This is a genomic window from Streptomyces sp. NRRL S-244 (genome assembly GCF_000717915.1).
GTDB lineage: Bacteria > Actinomycetota > Actinomycetes > Streptomycetales > Streptomycetaceae > Streptomyces.
On sequence record NZ_JOCX01000013.1, the window covers coordinates 163,173 to 179,892 of the forward strand.

18 protein-coding genes are annotated in these 16,720 nt (G+C 74.1%); 9 read left to right on the plus strand and 9 right to left on the minus strand.

Annotated features, from left to right (window positions below; translation table 11 throughout):
- Positions 1-46: 46 nt before the first annotated feature.
- Positions 47-2,560 (minus strand): glycoside hydrolase family 3 protein, encoded by a 2,514-nt coding sequence (locus tag IF02_RS0118555; protein WP_037836550.1) that lies wholly within the window; start codon positions 2,558-2,560, stop codon positions 47-49.
- 183 nt (positions 2,561-2,743) lie between these two features.
- Positions 2,744-3,196 carry a DUF4442 domain-containing protein gene (locus tag IF02_RS0118560; protein ID WP_199809240.1) on the minus strand — a complete coding sequence of 151 codons (453 nt, stop codon included), beginning with the start codon at positions 3,194-3,196 and terminating at the stop codon, positions 2,744-2,746.
- A 95-nt stretch (positions 3,197-3,291) separates the two neighbouring features.
- On the opposite strand from IF02_RS0118560, the gene IF02_RS0118565 reads away from it, so the two are divergent.
- Together IF02_RS0118565 and IF02_RS0118570 are read left to right on the plus strand one after the other, a co-directional pair.
- Entirely contained in the window at positions 3,292-4,320 is a 1,029-nt protein-coding gene (locus IF02_RS0118565; protein WP_030158338.1) for a hypothetical protein, read from the plus strand.
- A 95-nt stretch (positions 4,321-4,415) separates the two neighbouring features.
- Positions 4,416-5,741: an MFS transporter gene (locus tag IF02_RS0118570; RefSeq protein WP_051696332.1), complete on the plus strand. Its 1,326-nt coding sequence runs from the start codon at positions 4,416-4,418 to the stop codon at positions 5,739-5,741.
- Here the strand turns inward: IF02_RS0118570 and IF02_RS0118575 are convergent.
- The 5 genes from IF02_RS0118575 to IF02_RS0118595 all read right to left on the minus strand — a co-directional run bounded on the left by IF02_RS0118575 (position 5,728) and on the right by IF02_RS0118595 (position 9,749).
- Entirely contained in the window at positions 5,728-6,519 is a 792-nt protein-coding gene (locus tag IF02_RS0118575) for a spermidine synthase (protein WP_051696343.1), read from the minus strand. The two genes, IF02_RS0118570 and IF02_RS0118575, sit on opposite strands and share 14 nt — an antisense overlap.
- 90 nt (positions 6,520-6,609) lie before the next feature.
- The gene (locus IF02_RS0118580) at positions 6,610-7,443 is read right to left on the minus strand and encodes a patatin-like phospholipase family protein (RefSeq protein ID WP_030158343.1); all 834 of its coding nucleotides are present in this window, start codon (positions 7,441-7,443) and stop codon (positions 6,610-6,612) included.
- 106 nt (positions 7,444-7,549) lie between these two features.
- Positions 7,550-8,731 carry an elongation factor Tu gene (gene tuf / locus IF02_RS0118585; protein ID WP_030158345.1) on the minus strand — a complete coding sequence of 394 codons (1,182 nt, stop codon included), beginning with the start codon at positions 8,729-8,731 and terminating at the stop codon, positions 7,550-7,552.
- A 93-nt stretch (positions 8,732-8,824) separates the two neighbouring features.
- Positions 8,825-8,980, minus strand: coding sequence for a hypothetical protein (locus tag IF02_RS34835; RefSeq protein WP_158708508.1), 156 nt, complete (start codon positions 8,978-8,980; stop codon positions 8,825-8,827).
- 52 nt (positions 8,981-9,032) lie between these two features.
- A complete protein-coding gene (locus IF02_RS0118595) occupies positions 9,033-9,749 on the minus strand; it encodes a DNA alkylation repair protein (protein ID WP_030158347.1) in 717 nt (238 codons plus the stop codon).
- Positions 9,750-9,798: 49 nt separating this feature from the next.
- On the opposite strand from IF02_RS0118595, the gene IF02_RS0118600 reads away from it, so the two are divergent.
- The 5 genes from IF02_RS0118600 (at position 9,799) to lnt (ending at position 13,964) form a co-directional block, all read left to right on the plus strand.
- A complete protein-coding gene (locus IF02_RS0118600) occupies positions 9,799-10,524 on the plus strand; it encodes a TVP38/TMEM64 family protein (protein ID WP_037836552.1) in 726 nt (241 codons plus the stop codon).
- A 48-nt stretch (positions 10,525-10,572) separates the two neighbouring features.
- On the plus strand, positions 10,573-11,451 hold the full coding sequence (locus IF02_RS0118605; protein WP_030158351.1) for an undecaprenyl-diphosphate phosphatase: 879 nt from the start codon (positions 10,573-10,575) through the stop codon (positions 11,449-11,451).
- A gap of 124 nt (positions 11,452-11,575) precedes the next feature.
- Entirely contained in the window at positions 11,576-11,752 is a 177-nt protein-coding gene (locus tag IF02_RS34400; protein ID WP_099893904.1) for a hypothetical protein, read from the plus strand.
- A gap of 69 nt (positions 11,753-11,821) precedes the next feature.
- On the plus strand, positions 11,822-12,292 hold the full coding sequence (locus IF02_RS0118615) for a nuclear transport factor 2 family protein (protein WP_030158353.1): 471 nt from the start codon (positions 11,822-11,824) through the stop codon (positions 12,290-12,292).
- 64 nt (positions 12,293-12,356) lie between these two features.
- Positions 12,357-13,964 carry an apolipoprotein N-acyltransferase gene (gene lnt / locus IF02_RS0118620; protein WP_030158355.1) on the plus strand — a complete coding sequence of 536 codons (1,608 nt, stop codon included), beginning with the start codon at positions 12,357-12,359 and terminating at the stop codon, positions 13,962-13,964.
- On the opposite strand, the gene IF02_RS0118625 is transcribed toward lnt, so the two are convergent.
- On the minus strand, positions 13,909-14,814 hold the full coding sequence (locus IF02_RS0118625) for a Gfo/Idh/MocA family protein (RefSeq protein WP_030158357.1): 906 nt from the start codon (positions 14,812-14,814) through the stop codon (positions 13,909-13,911). The two genes, lnt and IF02_RS0118625, sit on opposite strands and share 56 nt — an antisense overlap.
- Positions 14,815-14,896: 82 nt before the next feature.
- Here IF02_RS0118625 and IF02_RS0118630 point away from each other — a divergent pair, with 82 nt between their 5' ends.
- Together IF02_RS0118630 and IF02_RS36110 are read left to right on the plus strand one after the other, a co-directional pair.
- The gene (locus tag IF02_RS0118630) at positions 14,897-15,421 is read left to right on the plus strand and encodes a DinB family protein (RefSeq protein ID WP_030158359.1); all 525 of its coding nucleotides are present in this window, start codon (positions 14,897-14,899) and stop codon (positions 15,419-15,421) included.
- 321 nt (positions 15,422-15,742) lie between these two features.
- Positions 15,743-16,147: a hypothetical protein gene (locus IF02_RS36110; RefSeq protein WP_324603770.1), complete on the plus strand. Its 405-nt coding sequence runs from the start codon at positions 15,743-15,745 to the stop codon at positions 16,145-16,147.
- A 36-nt stretch (positions 16,148-16,183) separates the two neighbouring features.
- On the opposite strand, the gene IF02_RS0118640 is transcribed toward IF02_RS36110, so the two are convergent.
- Entirely contained in the window at positions 16,184-16,708 is a 525-nt protein-coding gene (locus tag IF02_RS0118640) for a hypothetical protein (protein WP_051696344.1), read from the minus strand.
- Positions 16,709-16,720: the final 12 nt, after the last annotated feature.

Consider the following 16,720-nt stretch of genomic DNA (forward strand, 5'->3'; position numbering starts at 1 on the left):
CCCGAGTCGCGGCGGCGCGCCCCCTGTGACACGCCGAACGGGCAGCCTATCTGCTCGTGACCACAGCCTTTGCCTTCAGGTGGAGTTCGCGGGAGGAACGGCCCGCGAACACTTCACGACGGCCTGAACCGAGCACCCAGGCATGCGCCTCGGGGTCCCAGGACGACAGCGCGCGGGCATCGATGTCGAGGACCACCTGCTGCGCCTGGCCGGGCGCCAGGGCGAGCCTCCGATAGCCGGCCAGCGCGCGCACCGGCTGGTCGAGTTTCAGCTCCGCGGAGGGGCCGACGTACACCTGGGCCACCTCGGTGCCCTTGCGGTGCCCGGTGTTGCGGACCGTGAACTCCACCCGCAGACCGCCGCGCCCCGGCCGGACGGTCAGGTTCTCGTACTCCCAGGTCGTGTACGAGAGCCCGTGCCCGAACGGGAACAGCGGGGCCACCCGCTGCGCGTCGTACCAGCGGTGGCCGACGTGGACGCCCTCGCCGTACTCCTGCCGCCCGCCCACCCCCGGGTAGCGCAGCGGGTCCGCGCCGACCGGGGTCGCCTGCTCGTCGGCCGGGAAGGTCTGGGTGAGCCGGCCGCCCGGGTCCACGTCCCCGAAGAGGAGGTCGGCGGTTGCTCCGGCGCCCTCCTGGCCCGGGTAGTACATCTGGAGGACCGCTCCGGTGCGGGAGAGCCACGGCATGGTCGTACTGGAGGGGGTGTTGAGCACGACCGTGGTGCGGGGGTTCACGGCGGCGACCGCCTCGATCAGCCGCGACTGCCCGCCGGGCAGCCCCAGCGAGGTCCGGTCGGTGCCCTCGGTGGCGTCCTCGTAGGCGAACAGCACGACGCTGTGCGCCTGCTCGGCGGCCTTCACGGCCTCGGCGAGGTCGGCGGCGCGGGTCGCGTTCGTGGTGTGCCGCAGCCGGAACCGCTGGCCCTCGGCCCCGCCCTCGGCGAAGACGGAGAGCCGGTGGGTGCCCGCCGTGAGGGCGAGGGTGCGGCGGCGGACGGCGAGCCCGTCGGGCGCCGCGCCGAGGAGTCCGCCGGCGAACTGCTCGGCCACGCCCTGCCGGACGGGGAAGAGCTCCTCGCCGTCGAGGCGCACGCCGGGCCGCTTCCCGGTGTAGTGGACGAGCATCGTCCACTCCTCGTCCGCCGCGAGCGTGAACTCGCCCTCGTGGCTCCAGCTCCGCCCGGCCTCCACGCGCCGGTCGGCCAGGTCCGCGGCCGGATTCAGCAGTTTCGCCGGGAGCGGGCGGCCGTACAGGTCCTCGCCGAGCGCATAGCGCACCGTACTGCCGTGGCCGGCGCGCCGCCTGATGGCGTCGATCGGGGCGGGCGCCTGGTCGGGAACCACGTGTGCGCTGCCCCCGCCGCTGATGAAGGGCAGCTGCCCGGTGGGGCCGATCACGGCGATCGAGCGGGCCGCGGCGCCGGTCAGCGGCAGGGTGGCGTGCTCGTTGCGCAGCAGCACCGCACCCGCGGCCGCGACGCGGCGGGCGACGCGGGCCCCGGCGGCGGCGTCGCGGGCGGGCCGGGCCGGCGGTCGCGCCGCGAGCAGCCCGAACCGGTCCATGGTGGCCAGGATCCGGCGTACCGCGAGGTCCACGGTGTCCTCGTGGACGGAGCCTGCGCGCACCGCCTGCTGGAGCGGGGCGCCGAAGTGGGTGCCGCCGGGCATCTCCATGTCGAGGCCGGCGCCGATGGCGGCGACGGTGCTGTGGGCCGCGTTCCAGTCGGACATCACCCAGCCGCCGAACCCCCAGCGCCCGCGCAGCAGCTCGTCGAGCAGGGGCTTGCTCTCGCAGGCGTACGTGCCGTTGACCTTGTTGTACGCGCCCATCACGGCACCGGCCCCGGCGCCGACGGCGGCCTCGAAGCCGCGCAGCTCGGTCTCGTGCAGGGTCTGTTCGGCGGCGACGGCGTCGACGGTGTCGCGGCCCTGCTCCTGGTTGTTCAGGGCGAAGTGCTTGACGGTGGCGATGAGCCCCTCGTCCTGGATGCCGCGGACCACTTCCGCGACGAGGTCCGCGGTCAGCCGGGGGTCCTCGGCGAAGGTCTCGAAGTTCCGCCCGGCGTAGGGGGTGCGGATCAGGTTGGCCATCGGGGAGAGGAGCACGTCCTGGCCGAGCGCCCGGCCCTCGCGGCCGATGACCCTGCCGTACTCGCGGGCCAGCGCCGGGTCGAAGGCGGAGGCCAGCATGACGGGGGCGGGCAGTGCGGTGGCGGGCCTGGCGACCCGTACCCCGGCGGGCCCGTCGGCGAGGCGCAGCGCCGGGATGCCGAGGCGCGGTACGCCGGGTACGTACCCGGCCTGGCCGAGCGGGGCGGGGTCCGGGCCGCCGTGCAGCAGGGCGGTCTTCTCCTCGAGGGTGAGCCGCTCCAGCAGGGCGTCGATGCGGGCGGCGCTGCCGGGCCGGGCGGCGGCTCCGGTCGCCGCGGTGGATGCCGGGGCCTTGCGGGGGACCGCGCCGCCGGGCGGCACCGAGGCCACGCAGCCGCCGGCTCCCAGGGCGGCGCCGACCGCGCCGAGCAGCCCGATCGCGCGGCGTCTGGACACGGCCTCGCTCATGGGCGCTCCCTGCGGCTGCGGCTCGGGTCGGCGGGAGCGGCCCGCGCCGGACCGCTCCCCCGCCCACTGTGCGCTGCCGCCCCGCCCGCGCCCGCCGGACGCGCCACCGCCGCCCCGAGTTTCAGCCCTGCGGCGGCTGCGGCGCGGGCGACCGGCGTACGGCGGCCGGCGGCCGGCGGCCGGTTACGCGTTCGGGCGCAGCGTCCAGACGACGGTCATCTCGCCCGTCACGGCCTCGTCCTCGCGCTGGATGGCGATGGTGACGGGGAACTCGGGGCGGCCGCCCGCGTCGAGTTCGGCGATGACCTCGGCGGCCGGGCGGCCGAGGGTGGCGGTGGCCGTCACGACGCCCTTGGCGAGCTTCTTGTAGCCGATCTCGGCCTTGACGGCGAGGGGCACGGCGCGCGAGAGCTGCTCGCTGAAGGCGGCCAGGACGATCGCGCCGCTCGCGGACTCGGCGAGGGTGAACATGGCGCCGGCGTGCGGGCCGCCCACGTGGTTGTGGTAGTCGGGCTGGTCCGGCAGCCGGACGACCGCACGCTCGGGGGTGGTCTCCAGGAACTGGAGGTTCAGGGTCCGGGCCATCGGCACCGTCGCGGCGAGCAGTTCGCCCACGTTCATCTGATCTGCGCTCATGGAATGCGATGTTACCCGCGAGTAGACACCCTGGCCAGACCTTCACACGGGGCGGACGTGCCTCCCGACACCCGCTCCCACTATCGTTACCGGCCATGTGGCCAGGACAGCAGCAGCCGCCCGGGGGACAGCAGAACCCTCAGGACGCGCATCAGAACCCGTACCAGCAGCAGGGGCAGCCGGGACAGCAGCCGAACCCCTACCAGCAGCAGCAGCCCGGCTACGGATACCCGCAGGCCGGCTACCAGACCCCGCCGCCGGTCCAGCCGTGGGGCCAGCCGACGCAGGCAGTGCAGCCGCCGCAGAGCGGCGGGAGCCCCTTCTCGACGAAGACGGTGGCCATCGTCGCGGCGGCCGCGGTCGTCGTGGTGGCGGCCGGCACCGGCGCGTTCGTCCTGACCCGGGACGACAAGAAGAACGACGTGGCCGACAACAAGCCCGCCGCGTCCTCCTCGGCCCCGAGCACCTCCCAGGCGCCGGCCTCGCCCGGCGCCAACCCGCGCACCGGCGGCGACGTCAAGCCGGTGATCCCCGGCTGGAAGGTCGTCCTCAACCCCAAGTACGGCACCGCGTTCGACGTCCCGCCGGAGTGGAACGTCGCGAGCGCCGGCGTCATCTCGGGCTTCGAGGACGAGAGCAAGAACGACGGCATGCCGATCATCAGCTTCTCCGCCCCGGCCTTCCTCAAGGAGGACTGGTGCAAGGTCGACTCCGACAAGGACGGCCGTGAGGAGTCGACCGGGCTCGCCGGGACCGGCACCAAGGGCGGCCAGGGCGCCAAGGACACCGCCGAGGCGGTGAAGAACGAGGCCGGGAACTGGGCGTACGCCGCGTACGCCCAGAAGGCGCCCAAGGGCACCGTGAAGGTCTCGGAGCCGAAGGAGTACACCACCTCCTCCGGCCTCAAGGGCCACATGGCGACCGCGACGGCGATCGGCGTGCCCAAGGAGAGCAAGTGCTCCTCCGACGGCAAGTCCATCGCCTTCAGCTTCAAGACCGCCAACGGCGACTTCTCCAGCTGGATCCTCTACAGCGCCGCCGGCGTCCCGGGCGAGGTCCCCCAGGAGACGATGGACAAGATCCTCAGCTCGGTTCGCCTCAACGGGACCGCCAGCAACGGCTGACCCAACCGCCGACCCCTTCGGCACCATTCGTCCCACCCCGCGCCCCGGGCCCTAATCCGTTTGGATTCTCGGCCCGGGGCGTGGATAGTCCGGGGGTGAGCTCTCCCCCCACCGCCCCGTACCGTACGTCCGCACCCCGCCGCCGGCCCGCCTGGGCGGGCCGCAACTACACCCTGCTCACGGGCGCCGCGGTCGTGACGAACCTGGGCAGCCACGGAGCGCTCATCGCCTCGGCCTTCGCCGTCCTGGAGGCGGGCGGCTCCGGCGGCGACGTCGGCCTGGTGGCCGCGGCCCGTACGCTCCCGCTCGTCCTCTTCCTCCTCATCGGCGGCGCGCTCGCCGACCGGCTGCCCCGCCACCACGTGATGGTGGCGGCCAACGCCCTCAACTGCGTCTCGCAGGCGGCCTTCGCCGTCCTCGTCCTGACCGGGCACCCCCAGCTGTGGCAGATGATGCTGCTCACCGCACTCTGCGGCACCGGCCAGGCCTTCTTCAACCCGGCCGCCGAGGGGATGCTGCTCTCCAGCGTCTCCGGCGAGCACGCCAACCGCGCCTTCGCCCTCTTCCGGATGGCGATGAACGGCGCCGGCATCGGCGGGGCCGCCCTCGGCGGAGCCATGATCGCCGCGATCGGCCCCGGCTGGGTGCTGGCCGTGGACGCCGCCGCCTTCGCGGTCGCCGGAGCCCTGCGTGCCTTCCTCGACGTCAGCCATGTCGCCGACCGGGCTCCCGGCGGCGGGATGCTGGCGGACCTGCGGGAGGGCTGGGTGGAGTTCCGGACCCGTCCCTGGCTGTGGAGCATCGTGCTCCAGTTCTCCGTGGTCGTCGCCGTCGTCGGCGCCGCGGAGGCGGTGTACGGGCCTCTGGTCGCCCGGGAGCAACTGGGCGGGCCGGCCCCATGGGGCCTGGCCCTGGGCTGCTTCGGCATCGGCACCATTGCCGGGGCCGTCCTGATGATGGTGTGGAAACCGCGCCGGCTGCTGCTGGTCGGCACCCTGTGCGTGTTCCCGCTGGCGCTGCCCTCGGCGGGCCTGGCGGTGCCGCTGCCGGTCTGGGGCCTGTGCACGGTGATGTTCGTCAGCGGGACCGCCATCGAGGTGTTCGGCGTGAACTGGATGACGACCATGCACCAGGAGATCCCGGAGGAGAAGTTCTCCCGCGTCTCCGCCTACGACTGGTTCGGCTCGGTGTCGATGCTCCCGCTGGCGACCGCCGTGGCCGGCCCGGTCGAGTCGGCCTTCGGCCGCACCTCCGCCCTGTGGGGCTGCGCCGCGCTGGTCGTGCTGGGCACCGCCGCGGTCCTCTTCGTCCCGGACGTACGCCGCATGACCCGCAAGCCCGCTCCCCCGAAGGCCGCCTCGATCCCGGCCGCCACCGCTCCCGACCCGGTGGGCGCGCCCACCGGCGTCACCCCAGGCTGAACGCGCCCTCCGGCGGCTCCGGCGAGGCGACCGCGTCCACGTCCGACACCGGCACGGCCCCCTTCATGAACCGGGCCAGGGCGGCCCCCTCCTCGACCCGCGCCGCGAACGCGTCCGCCGCGCACCGCCGGGACAGCGCGGCCACCGGCAGCTCCGCGTCCGAGGCGAGGAGTACGGCGTTCCCGAACCGCCGCCCGCGCAGCACCCCCGGCTCCGCGACGAGCGCGAGCTCCGCGAACACCGCGCCGAAATTGGCGAGCTGGGCCCGCAGGAACTCGAACGGCGCCCCGTCGGCCAGGTTCGCCGCGTACACCCCGCCCGGCCGCAGCACCCGCGCCGCCTCCCTCGCGTACTCCACGGAGGTCAGCTGCGCCGGTACGCGCGAGCCGCCGAACACATCGGCGACGAGTACGTCCGCACTGTCCGCGGGCGCGCCCTCCAGCCAGGCCCGCGCATCGGCGGCGTGCACCGTGACACCCGACCCGGCCGGCAGCGGCAGGTGCTCGGCGACCAGCTCCACCAGTGCGGCGTCGAACTCCACGACCTCCTGCCGGGAGCCCGGCCGGGTCGCCGCCGCGTAGCGGGGCAGCGTCAGCGCGCCGCCGCCGAGGTGCAGCAGGTCCAGCGCGGCCCCGGGCTCCGCGACGCAGTCCAGGACGTGCGCGAGCCGCCGTACGTACTCGAACTCCAGGTGCCCGGGATCGTCGAGGTCCACGTACGACTGCGGCGCGCCGTCGACGGTCAGCAGCCAGGCCCGCTCCCGGTCCACGTCCGGCATCAGTTTGGCGGTGCCCTGGCCCACGTCCCGGATGACCGGGATCTGTTCGTCGCTCACCGCACCATTGTCCGGCAGTCGGCAGTCGGCGGGTCAGCCCGCCCAGACGGCGGCCGACTCGGCGGCGTGCTCCGCGGCCTGGGCGAGCCCGGCCCGCGCCGCCGGGTCCCGCCGCGCCGGATCCAGGACGTTGCGCCCGAAGGCCTTGCGGGCCTGCGCGGACGGGGTGATCAGCAGCACCCTCGCCCCCGCCTCGCGCAGCCGCGCCGCCTGGGCCGCCGGCGAGGGGACCAGCCGGGATCCGAGCGCCATCGGTGCGATGATCACCACCCGCGCGCAGCCGGAGGCCAGGTCGGCGTTGGTCGCCGACCGGATCCCGCCGTCGATGAACCGGCGCCCGCCGACCGTGGCCGGCGGCCACACCCCGGGTACCGCGCAGCTCGCCGAGACCGCCTCGACCAGCCCGGCCCCGCTCTCTCGGTCGAAGGCGGCGAGCGCGTCGACGGCGGTGACGACGAGCCTGCGCTCGGGCCACGCGTGCGAGACGAGCCGGGCCGCCAGGATCTTGCGCCGCTCCGCCTCCTCGACGGTGTCGGCGGCGAGCGCGAGGGTGCCGACCCGCCTGCGGTAGCCCTCCGGATCCCGTGAGCGCACCATCGCGACGGCGTACCGGGCGATGAGCCCCGTACCGAGCCGGGCGACGGCCTCGCCGGCGGGGTCGCCGAGCTGGCGCTCGTACAGCTCCTGCGGGGTGAGCAGCCCGGAGGTGAGCTGGGCGCCCACCACCGAGCCGGCCGAGGTGCCGACGACGAGGTCGGCGGCGGTCAGGTCCACGCCCGCCCGGGCGAGCCCGTACAGGATCCCCGCCTCCCAGCCCACGCCGGTGAGTCCTCCACCGCCCAGCACCAGTGCCGTATCGCCGCTCATCCCGGCCCGCCCCTCTCCGTACACCTGTGGTGACGGCAGTCTGGCGCAGCCGGACCGCCGCCACCAGGGCGGGGTCCGGCACCACATCGGCGCCGCGGGCGGTGCCTCAGTCGAGCACGGCCGTGACCGTCCCCGCGCCGACGGTCCGCCCGCCCTCGCGGATCGCGAAGCCGAGCCCCGACTCCAGCGGTACGTCCCGCCCGAGCTCGACGGTCATCGCGACCGTCTCCCCCGGCCGGGCCACCCCGGCCGTCCCCAGGTCCACGTCCCCCACCACGTCCGCGGTGCGGATGTAGAACTGCGGCCGGTACCCGGACGCCAGCGGGGTGCTCCGCCCGCCCTCCCGCGCGGAGAGCACGTACACCTGCGCGGTGAAGCGGCGCCTCGGTACGACGCTCCCGGGTGCGGCGACCACCTGCCCGCGGCGGACGCCGTCCCGCGGCACCCCGCGCAGCAGCAGCGCGACGTTGTCCCCGGCCTCGGCGGACTCCATCGGCTTCCCGAAGGTCTCCAGACCCGTGACCACGGTCTCCACGGCCTCGCCGTCGCCGCCGAGGATGCTCACGCGGTCGCCCGTGCGGACGCTGCCGCGCTCGACGGCACCGGTCACGACCGTCCCGCGCCCGGTGATGGTCAGCACGTTCTCCACCGGCAGCAGGAAGGGCGCGTCCGTGTACCGCACCGGCATCGGCACGTACGTGTCCACGGCGTCGAGCAGTGCCTCGATCGCCCCGGTCCAGCGGGGGTCGCCCTCCAGCGCGCCGAGTCCGGAGACCCGTACGACCGGAGCGCTGTCCCCGCCGTAGCCGTTGGCGGTGAGCAGCTCGCGGACCTCGAGCTCGACCAGGTCGGTGAGCTCGGGGTCCCCGGCGTCGGCCTTGTTGAGCGCGACGACGATGTGGTCGACGCCGACTTGCCGGGCGAGGAGCACGTGCTCGGCGGTTTGCGGCATGACCCCGTCGAGCGCGGAGACGACGAGGATCGCGCCGTCGAGCTGGGCGGCGCCGGTGACCATGTTCTTGACGTAGTCGGCGTGCCCGGGCATGTCGACGTGGGCGTAGTGCCGGGTGTCGGTCTCGTACTCAACGTGCGTGAGGTTGATGGTGATGCCGCGCCGGGCCTCCTCGGGGGCCCGGTCGATGCGGTCGAACGGCACGAAGGAGGCGCCGCCGCGCTCGGCGAGGACCTTGGTGATGGCGGCGGTGAGGGTGGTCTTGCCGTGGTCGACGTGACCCATGGTGCCGATGTTCAGGTGCGGCTTGGTGCGCACGAAGGCCGTCTTGGCCATGATGTCTTCCCGAGTGCTTCCGAAGCTGGATACGGGACCCCTGGAGCGAACCGACCCTCCCCCTGTGGGGTCCGCCGGACGGTCCGGGAAGGGTCAGCTTCGTGCGCCGTCGAATGCGGCGAAGGCAGTTGCCTCAGAGGTTTCGAACGCCTCGGAGAGGAAGGCCTCGAAGAGGAAGAAGAGGAAAGCGGCAGCCTTCGGCGCGTCCGCGACTGCGGACGGCGCTGCGGGGAAGGCGTACCGGGACATGCCCCAGATCCTGCCCGACCGTCCCCGCCGCGTCGAATGATTTACCGCGCGCTCAGAGGTTCTTGAGGGCTTCGCGGACGGACAGGGGTGACAGGGCGTCCCGTTCCGCCCCGACGAAGGCGCGGACCGCCTCCGGGTCCGTCTTCGCGTACTCGCGCAGCGCCCAGCCGATGGCCTTGCGGATGAAGAAGTCCGGGTGGCCGCTCTGGCGGCGGCAGTACGCGAAGAGGCGTCCGGCGTCCGTCGCCGACTTGTAGCGCAGCTGGTGGAGGAGGGCGGTGCGGGCGAGCCAGAGGTCCTCGTCCCCGATCCACTCGTCCATCACGGCCGTGAGCTCCGGGTCGGCGGCCACGAGCGGGCCGGCCGCGTGCGCCGCGAGGAGGTCGACGGTGTCCCACCACGGGACGGTGACGACCAGCCGGCGCACCACCGGCAGGAAGCCGGAGGAGCAGACCCGGACGTGGCGGCGCAGGTAGTCCACCGCGAAGTAGTGGTACTCGCGCTCCGGGAGCTCCCAGCACCGCAGCACGAGCGCCGTGACGTCCGCCTCCGCCGGCTCGGCGCTCTGCCGGGTCACGGCTTTCGACAGTTCGCGCCGCAGCGGGGTGCGGATGCCGAGGAAGGGTGCGACGTCCTTCATGTACGCGGCCATGGACCGGGCCCGCTCGGGGTCGGCGGCCGCTCCGTACGCCGTCGTGAGGCGGTCCACGAGGGTGTCCGCGAGGGCGCTGCGCGGGACCTTCGGGGGTCGCTGGTCGTTCGGCCGCATGAGGCCCAGATTACGGCGCGACGCCGCATTCGTCGGTTAGTCTCCCCGGATGTCCCTCCTCCTCGCGCCGTGGACCCGGCTGGCGCTGCTCGTCGTGCTGCTGGCGGCGGCCGGCGTGTGCGTCGTGCTGTACGAGCCCCAGCGCATCCTGTCGGAGGGCCTGCCCCCGGGGCTCCCGGTCGGCGCGGCGGTCCTGCTGTTCGCGGCCGCGTACGGAGTGGGCACGGCGGCCCTGGTGCCGCGCCCGCTGCTCAACCTCGCGGCCGGAGCCGTCTTCGGGATCCCCTTCGGCCTGGCCTCGGCGGTCGGCGGATCGGTCATCGGCGCCGGGATCTCCTTCGGGCTGGGCCGGGCGATGGGCCGGGACGCCGTACGGCCGCTGCTGCGCGGCCGCTGGCTCCAGGCGGCCGACGACCAGCTGGCCCGGCACGGCTTCCGCTCGATGCTGGCGGTCCGGATCTTCCCGGGCCTGCCCTTCGCGGTCGCCAACTACTGCGCGGCGGTGTCCCGTTGCGGCTGGCTGCCCTTCCTCCTCGCGACGGCGATCGGAGTCGTCCCGAACACCGCCGCGTACGTGGTCGCGGGCGCGAGCGCCTCCTCCCCGGACTCCCCGGCCTTCCTCGCCTCCTTCGGCTTCATCACCGTCTCCGTGGTGGCGGCCGGGGTCGTCGGATGGCGCAAGAGGCACCGGCTGGCGCCCGTACCGGCGTGCGAAACGCACGATCCGGTGCCCGTGTACCCCCCTGTGGTCAGCGCCGCTCCCCACGGGCCCTAGCATCGGACCCGAACTGTCCGACGATCACAAGGACGAGCACACCCCGACATGAGCTGGTTCGAATCCCTAATCCTCGGTCTCGTCCAGGGGCTTACGGAGTTCCTCCCGATCTCCTCCAGCGCCCATCTCCGGCTGACCGCGGCATTCGCCGGCTGGCAGGACCCGGGCGCGGCCTTCACCGCGATCACGCAGATCGGCACCGAGGCTGCCGTGCTGATCTACTTCCGCAAGGACATCGCGCGGATCATCTCCACCTGGTTCCGCTCGCTGTTCAACGCGTCGCTGCGCTCCGAGCAGGACGCCAAGATGGGCTGGCTGGTGATCGTCGGATCGATCCCGATCGGTGTCCTCGGCGTCGCGTTCAAGGACCAGATCACGGGCCCGGCCCGTGATCTGCGGCTGACCGCCACCACCCTGATCGTGATGGGCGTCGTACTCGGCATCGCGGACCGGCTGGCCGCCCGCGACGAGGAGGGGGGCCGGCACCGCGCCATCCGCGAGCGCAAGACGCTCAAGGAACTGGGCGTCAAGGACGGCCTGATCTTCGGTCTCTGCCAGGCGATGGCCCTGATCCCGGGCGTCTCCCGCTCCGGTGCGACGATCTCCGGCGGTCTGCTGCTGGGCTTCACGCGTGAGGCGGCCGCCCGCTACTCGTTCCTGCTCGCCATTCCGGCCGTACTGGCCTCGGGTGCGTTCGAGATCAAGGACGTGGTCGAGAGCCCGGGTCACATCACCTGGGGGCCGACGATCTTCGCGACGGTCATCGCGTTCTTCGTGGGCTACGTCGTCATCGCGTGGTTCATGAAGTTCATCTCCAGCAAGAGCTTCATGCCCTTCGTGATCTACCGGATCGCCCTGGGCGTCGCGCTGTTCGTACTGATCGGCATGGGCGTGCTCAGCCCGTTCGCCGCCGAGTCGGCCGGCTGACACCGCCGCCGCTCACCGCTTCGCGTGAACCGGAGGCCGTTCGGGAACGTTCCCGGGCGGCCTCCGCGTCGTTGTGCCTGAAGAGACCTGAACAGACCGGAAGGCAAACAGCAGGGGGTGTCCCGTGGGTCGAGTGGTGCTGGAGCGGTTTCCGGCCGGAAGTCCGAGGGGAAGCTGGCCCGCCGAGGAGTACGCGGCGGAGCGGATGCGCGAGGGCGTGCCCGCCGAGGTGGTGATGGACCTGGCCACCGACGCGTTCCTCGTCGTGGTCCGGCAGCGGGAGGCGCATTCCGGTCACTGATCCACCGCGCGCCGGTCCGGACCGCGCACGCCCCTTGGCGTCGCCGCCCCGCGCCCCCACACTGACCCGATGACGCAGCGTGTGGACCTCGCCACGGTCATGGACCGGATGGCGATCGACGAGGTGGTCACGGGGTACGCGGTGGCCGTGGACGACGGCGACTGGGCGGCGTACCGCGCGCTGTTCACCCCCGCCGGGCGGGCCGACTACGGCTCGGCGGGCGGTATCGAGGGCCCGGCCGCCGAAGTCGCGGACTGGCTCGCGGAGACGATGAAGCTCTTCCCGGTGCGCCAGCACCTCATCGTCAACCGGCTGATCCGGCTGGAGGACCGGGGCGGCTGGCCAGGCGACCGGGCCGAGGTACGGGCGGACTTCCTCAATCCGATGCGGCTCGCCGGGCCGGAGTTCGACGGTTCGGTGACCGCGCCGAACTTCGTGGCCGCCGGGCGCTACACCTTCGCCCTCGCCCGCACGTCCGACGGCGGCTGGCTGCTCACCCGCGTCACCGTCCACGAAAAATGGCGGCACATGACCGCGTAGCCGTTGACCCTGCTCGGGCGGCCGTCCGGACGGCCCTGTTCCACACTGGAAGCGGAGGCACGCCATGGTCGCGAAGCGGATCCCGTACCAGCGGCGTGCGGCGGCCGCGGTCGCCGCCGGAGCGCTGCCGTGCCTCGCCTTCCCCGCCCCCGCGCTCTGGTGGTTCGCGTACGTCGCCCTCGTGCCCTGGATGCTGCTGCTGAGGTCGGCGCCGACCGGGCGGCGCGCGGCCCTGGAGGGGTGGCTCGGCGGCGCCGCCTTCATCGTCGCCGTCCACCACTGGCTGCTGCCCAGCCTGCACGTGTTCCTGCTGCCGGTGGCGGCCCTGGTGGGGCTGCTCTGGATCCCCTGGGCCCTGCTGGTGCGGGAGTTCCTCGGCGGGACCCCGGATCCGGGCCGGGCGGCGGCCGCGCTGCTCCTCGTACCGGCGGGCTGGCTGCTGTCCGAGCTGGCCCGGTCCTGGCAGGGGCTGGGCGGGCCGTGGGGGCTGCTGGGGGCCAGCCAGTGGCAGGTGCCGCCCGCGCTGCGGCTCGCGTCGGTGGGCGGGGTGTGGCTGGTGAGCCTGCTGGTGGTGGCGGTGAACTGCGCGCTGGTGCTGCTGATATCCGTACCGGGGGCACGGGTTCCGGCGGTGGCCGGGGTGACGGGGTGCGTGGTGCTGACGGGGGCGGTGTGGCTGTGGGTGCCGCGGCCCGAGGTGTCGGGCGCGCTCCGCGTGGCCGTCGTACAGCCGGGCCTGGTGGCGGACGGCCCGAACAGCGCGGAGCAGCGGTTCTCCGCCGGGGAGCGGCTGACGCGGACGCTGGCCGGGCAGCGGGTGGACCTGGTGGTGTGGGGCGAGAGCAGTGTCGGGGCCGACCTGGCCGCGCGCCCGGACCTGGCCCGGCGGCTGGCCGTGCTGTCCTCCGAGGTCGGGGCTCCCCTGCTGGTCAACGTCGACGCCCGGCGGCCGGCGGGCCCGGTCGCGGGACCGGTCCCGGGACCGGTCGCCTCGGCCGCCACGACGTCCGCGGGCGGCATCTACAAGAGCTCCGTCCTCGTCGGCCCGGGCGGGCCGACCGGGGACCGGTACGACAAGATGCGCCTGGTCCCCTTCGGCGAGTACGTACCGGCCCGGTCGCTGCTCGGCTGGGCCACCTCGGTCGGCAAGGCCGCCGGCGAGGACCGCCGGCGCGGCGCGGAGCCGGTCCTGATGAACCTGCCGGGGCGGCCCGGTGTCCGGATCGGCCCGCTGGTCTGCTTCGAGTCGGCCTTCCCCGACATGAGCCGCCGCCTCACCCGCGACGGGGCCGCCCTGCTGGTCGCCCAGTCGGCCACGTCCAGCTTCCAGCACACCTGGGCCCCGGCGCAGCACGCCTCGCTCGCCGCCCTGCGCGCCGCCGAGGACGGCCGCCCGATGGTGCACGCCACCCTCACCGGGATCAGCGCGGTGCACGGCCCGTCCGGCGAGCGGATCGGCCCGGCGCTGCCCACCTCCGCGCGCGCCGCGCAGGTGTACGAGGTCCCGCTCTCCCGCGGCTCGACGTTCTACGTCCGCTTCGGGGACTGGCCCGTGGGCGCCTGCCTCGCGCTGCTGGCGGCGTATTGCGCGGTCGAGGGGGTCAGGTCGCTCGGGCTCAGGAAGCCTGCTCCAGAGCCGACGACACCACCCGCTCGCACAGCTCGTGGGTGAGCAGCGCGTCGCGGGCGCTGAGCGTCTTGCCCGCCGCGACGGACTCCAGGAAGGCGTCCACGACCTGCTCGATGCCGCGCTGGCGGGCGACCGGAACCCAGTCCCCGCGGCGCCGCACGGTCGGCTGGCCGCGGTGGTCGATGATCTCGGCGAGGTTGACGACCTGACGCTTGGTGTCCTGCCCCGACACTTCGAGGACCTCCTCGGTGGAACCGGACAGCCGGTTCATGATCCCGAGCGCGGTGAAGCCGGGGCCCGACATCTGGAGGACGACCTGGTGCATCAGCCCGCCCTGGACCTGGGCCCGGACGTCGATGTGGTCGGCCTCGCCGGGGAGCAGGAAGCGCAGGGTGTCGACGACGTGGATGAAGTCGTCGAGGACGAAGGTCCGCGGGTCCTCGGGCAGCCCGACCCTGTTCTTCTGCATGACGATCAGGTCCCGCGGGTGTTCGGCGCACTGCGCGTAGCCGGGCGCGTGGCGGCGGTTGAAGCCGACGGCGAGCGAGACCCCGCGCTCCTCGGCGAGTTCCACGAGCCGCCGCGAGTCGTCGAGCTCGTAGGCGAGCGGCTTGTCCACGTACGTCGGCACGCCCGCTTCGAGCAGCCGCGCCACGATCTCGGGGTGAACGGCCGTCGGGGCGTGCACGAACGCCGCGTCGAGTCCCTCGGCCAGCAGTCCGTCGAGGGCCGTGTGGCGGCGGCCGGCCGGGACGTGGTGGATCTCCCCGATCCGCTCCAGCGTGGCCGGGGTTCGGGTCTGCAGGTGCAGTTCCACGCCCGGGCGGGCGGTGAGGACGGGCAGGTACGCCTTCTGGGCGATGTCGCCGAGTCCGATGACGCCGACCTTCACCGGGAACCTCCAGGTAGATCCTTCTGGGACTTCCGCAGCTTAATCCCTGGTGGCGGGGCCCGCGTTCGCCGAGGATGGCGCCATGACCACGACCACCGGATCCCACCGCACCGAGCCCTCCACCACCGCGAACGAGCGGGAGATGCTGGACGGCTGGCTCGATTACCACCGCGCCACCCTCGCCTGGAAGTGCGAGGGCCTCGGGGCCGAGCAGCTGGGCCGCGCCCCGCTCGCCCCGTCCGAGCTGAGCCTGCTGGGCCTCGTACGGCACATGGCGGAAGTGGAGCGGTACTGGTTCCGGGAGATCATGCTGGGCGAGGACCTCCCCGAGCTGTACTGCACGCAGGAGGACCCGGACGGGGACTTCCACTTCGGCCCCGGGGACACCTGGGCCGAGGCCGAGCAGACCTGGCAGACCGAGATCGAGCTGGCGCGGCAGGCCGCGACGGGCCGTTCGCTGGACCTGGTGTCGGATCCCGAGAGCCACCACCGCGGCGAGACGTTCAGCCTGCGCTGGGTCTACACGCACATGATCGAGGAGTACGCGCGCCACAACGGGCACGCGGACCTGCTGCGCGAGCAGATCGACGGCGCCACGGGCGACTGACGCGGGCCGCGCACGAGCCGCACACCGGTCGCACGGCGGCCGCCGCGCGCAGGTGACGGCCGGGTGTCCGGCGGATGCCCGTCACCCGTGCGGGGTCATTTTCGGCTCCGGGTTTTCGCAACGGGGTCCTCGCACAGCAGAGTTGCGCGAGTGCATCCAACGCGAACCACGACAAAGCTGCTGCTCGGAGTCGCCTGTGCCGTCTCGGCCGTCTCCGGCTGCGTGAATGTGACACCCGCCCCGATGCAGCCGGCGGCCGCCCCCGGTACGGCCGCTCCACCGCCCCGGCACGATCCGCGCGGCCGACCGGGTGCCGTGCCGGTGGAGGTTCAGGCGCCCGCCCTGGAGGCCCTGAAAGCGGTGCCCGGGCAGTCCGCGCAGCCGGCGGCCCCCCGTGGAGGCGGGGCGTCCGCGCCGCGCGGGGCAGCGGCTCCGACCGGCGCGGCGGGGGTGCCGGCCGCGGCCGCGGCCGCGGCCGCCCAGGAGGCCTCACGGGCCGTCCCGCCGGTGCCGGACATCCCTGAGCCGCGCCGGGGCGCCCGGCGCGGCTCAGGGGGCACGGGCGGCCGTCCGGAGCGGCCGGGGCCGGACGCGGAGGTTCCGCGCGAGGTGGTCAAGGAGCTGCCGGTCCGGCCATCGGACGTGTGCGCGCTGGGCCGCCGGCACGGGCGCTGGCACCCGGACAGCCCGGAGGCCCGTATCTGCGCGGGCGTCCACGAGGGCTGAGCCGCCGATCCACTGCGCGGGCGGGCCTCCGAGCCGCTACGGGTGCTGCTCCGGGAACGGCCGGGGCCCCCCGCCCGGTTCCGCGGCCAGGCGCCGCTCCAGCCGGGCGATGGCCGCCCGTACGCCGTTCCCGTACCCGTCGTCGGACAGGACCCCGGTGGCGGCCCGGGCCCGGGCCAGGTGCAGCCGCGCCGCCTCGGGCCGCTGGAGCTTCACGTAGTCGGCGGCCAGGTTGAGGTGCAGCGACGGGTAGAACACGCGCACGGCCGGATGGGACTCGTGCTGCGCGGGCAGCCCGTCGCGCAGCCCCGGCCCCAGCCCGTCGGCGGCGGTCAGGGCCCGCAGGTCCCAGGCCAGTTCGTCGGCGGGATCGTCCTGGGCGTCGGCCATGTAGTGCGCGAGCGTGCAGCGGTGGAGGGAGTCGCCGTCCTCGCCGATCTCGGTCCAGATCTCGCCGAGGCGGTTGCGGGCCTCCTCGCGGTCGCCGGCGTGCAGCAGGATGACGGCCTGGCCGATCCTGGTCATGACGGCGTCCTCCGACGCCTCCTGCTGCTCCGTCACGGCGGCCTCCGG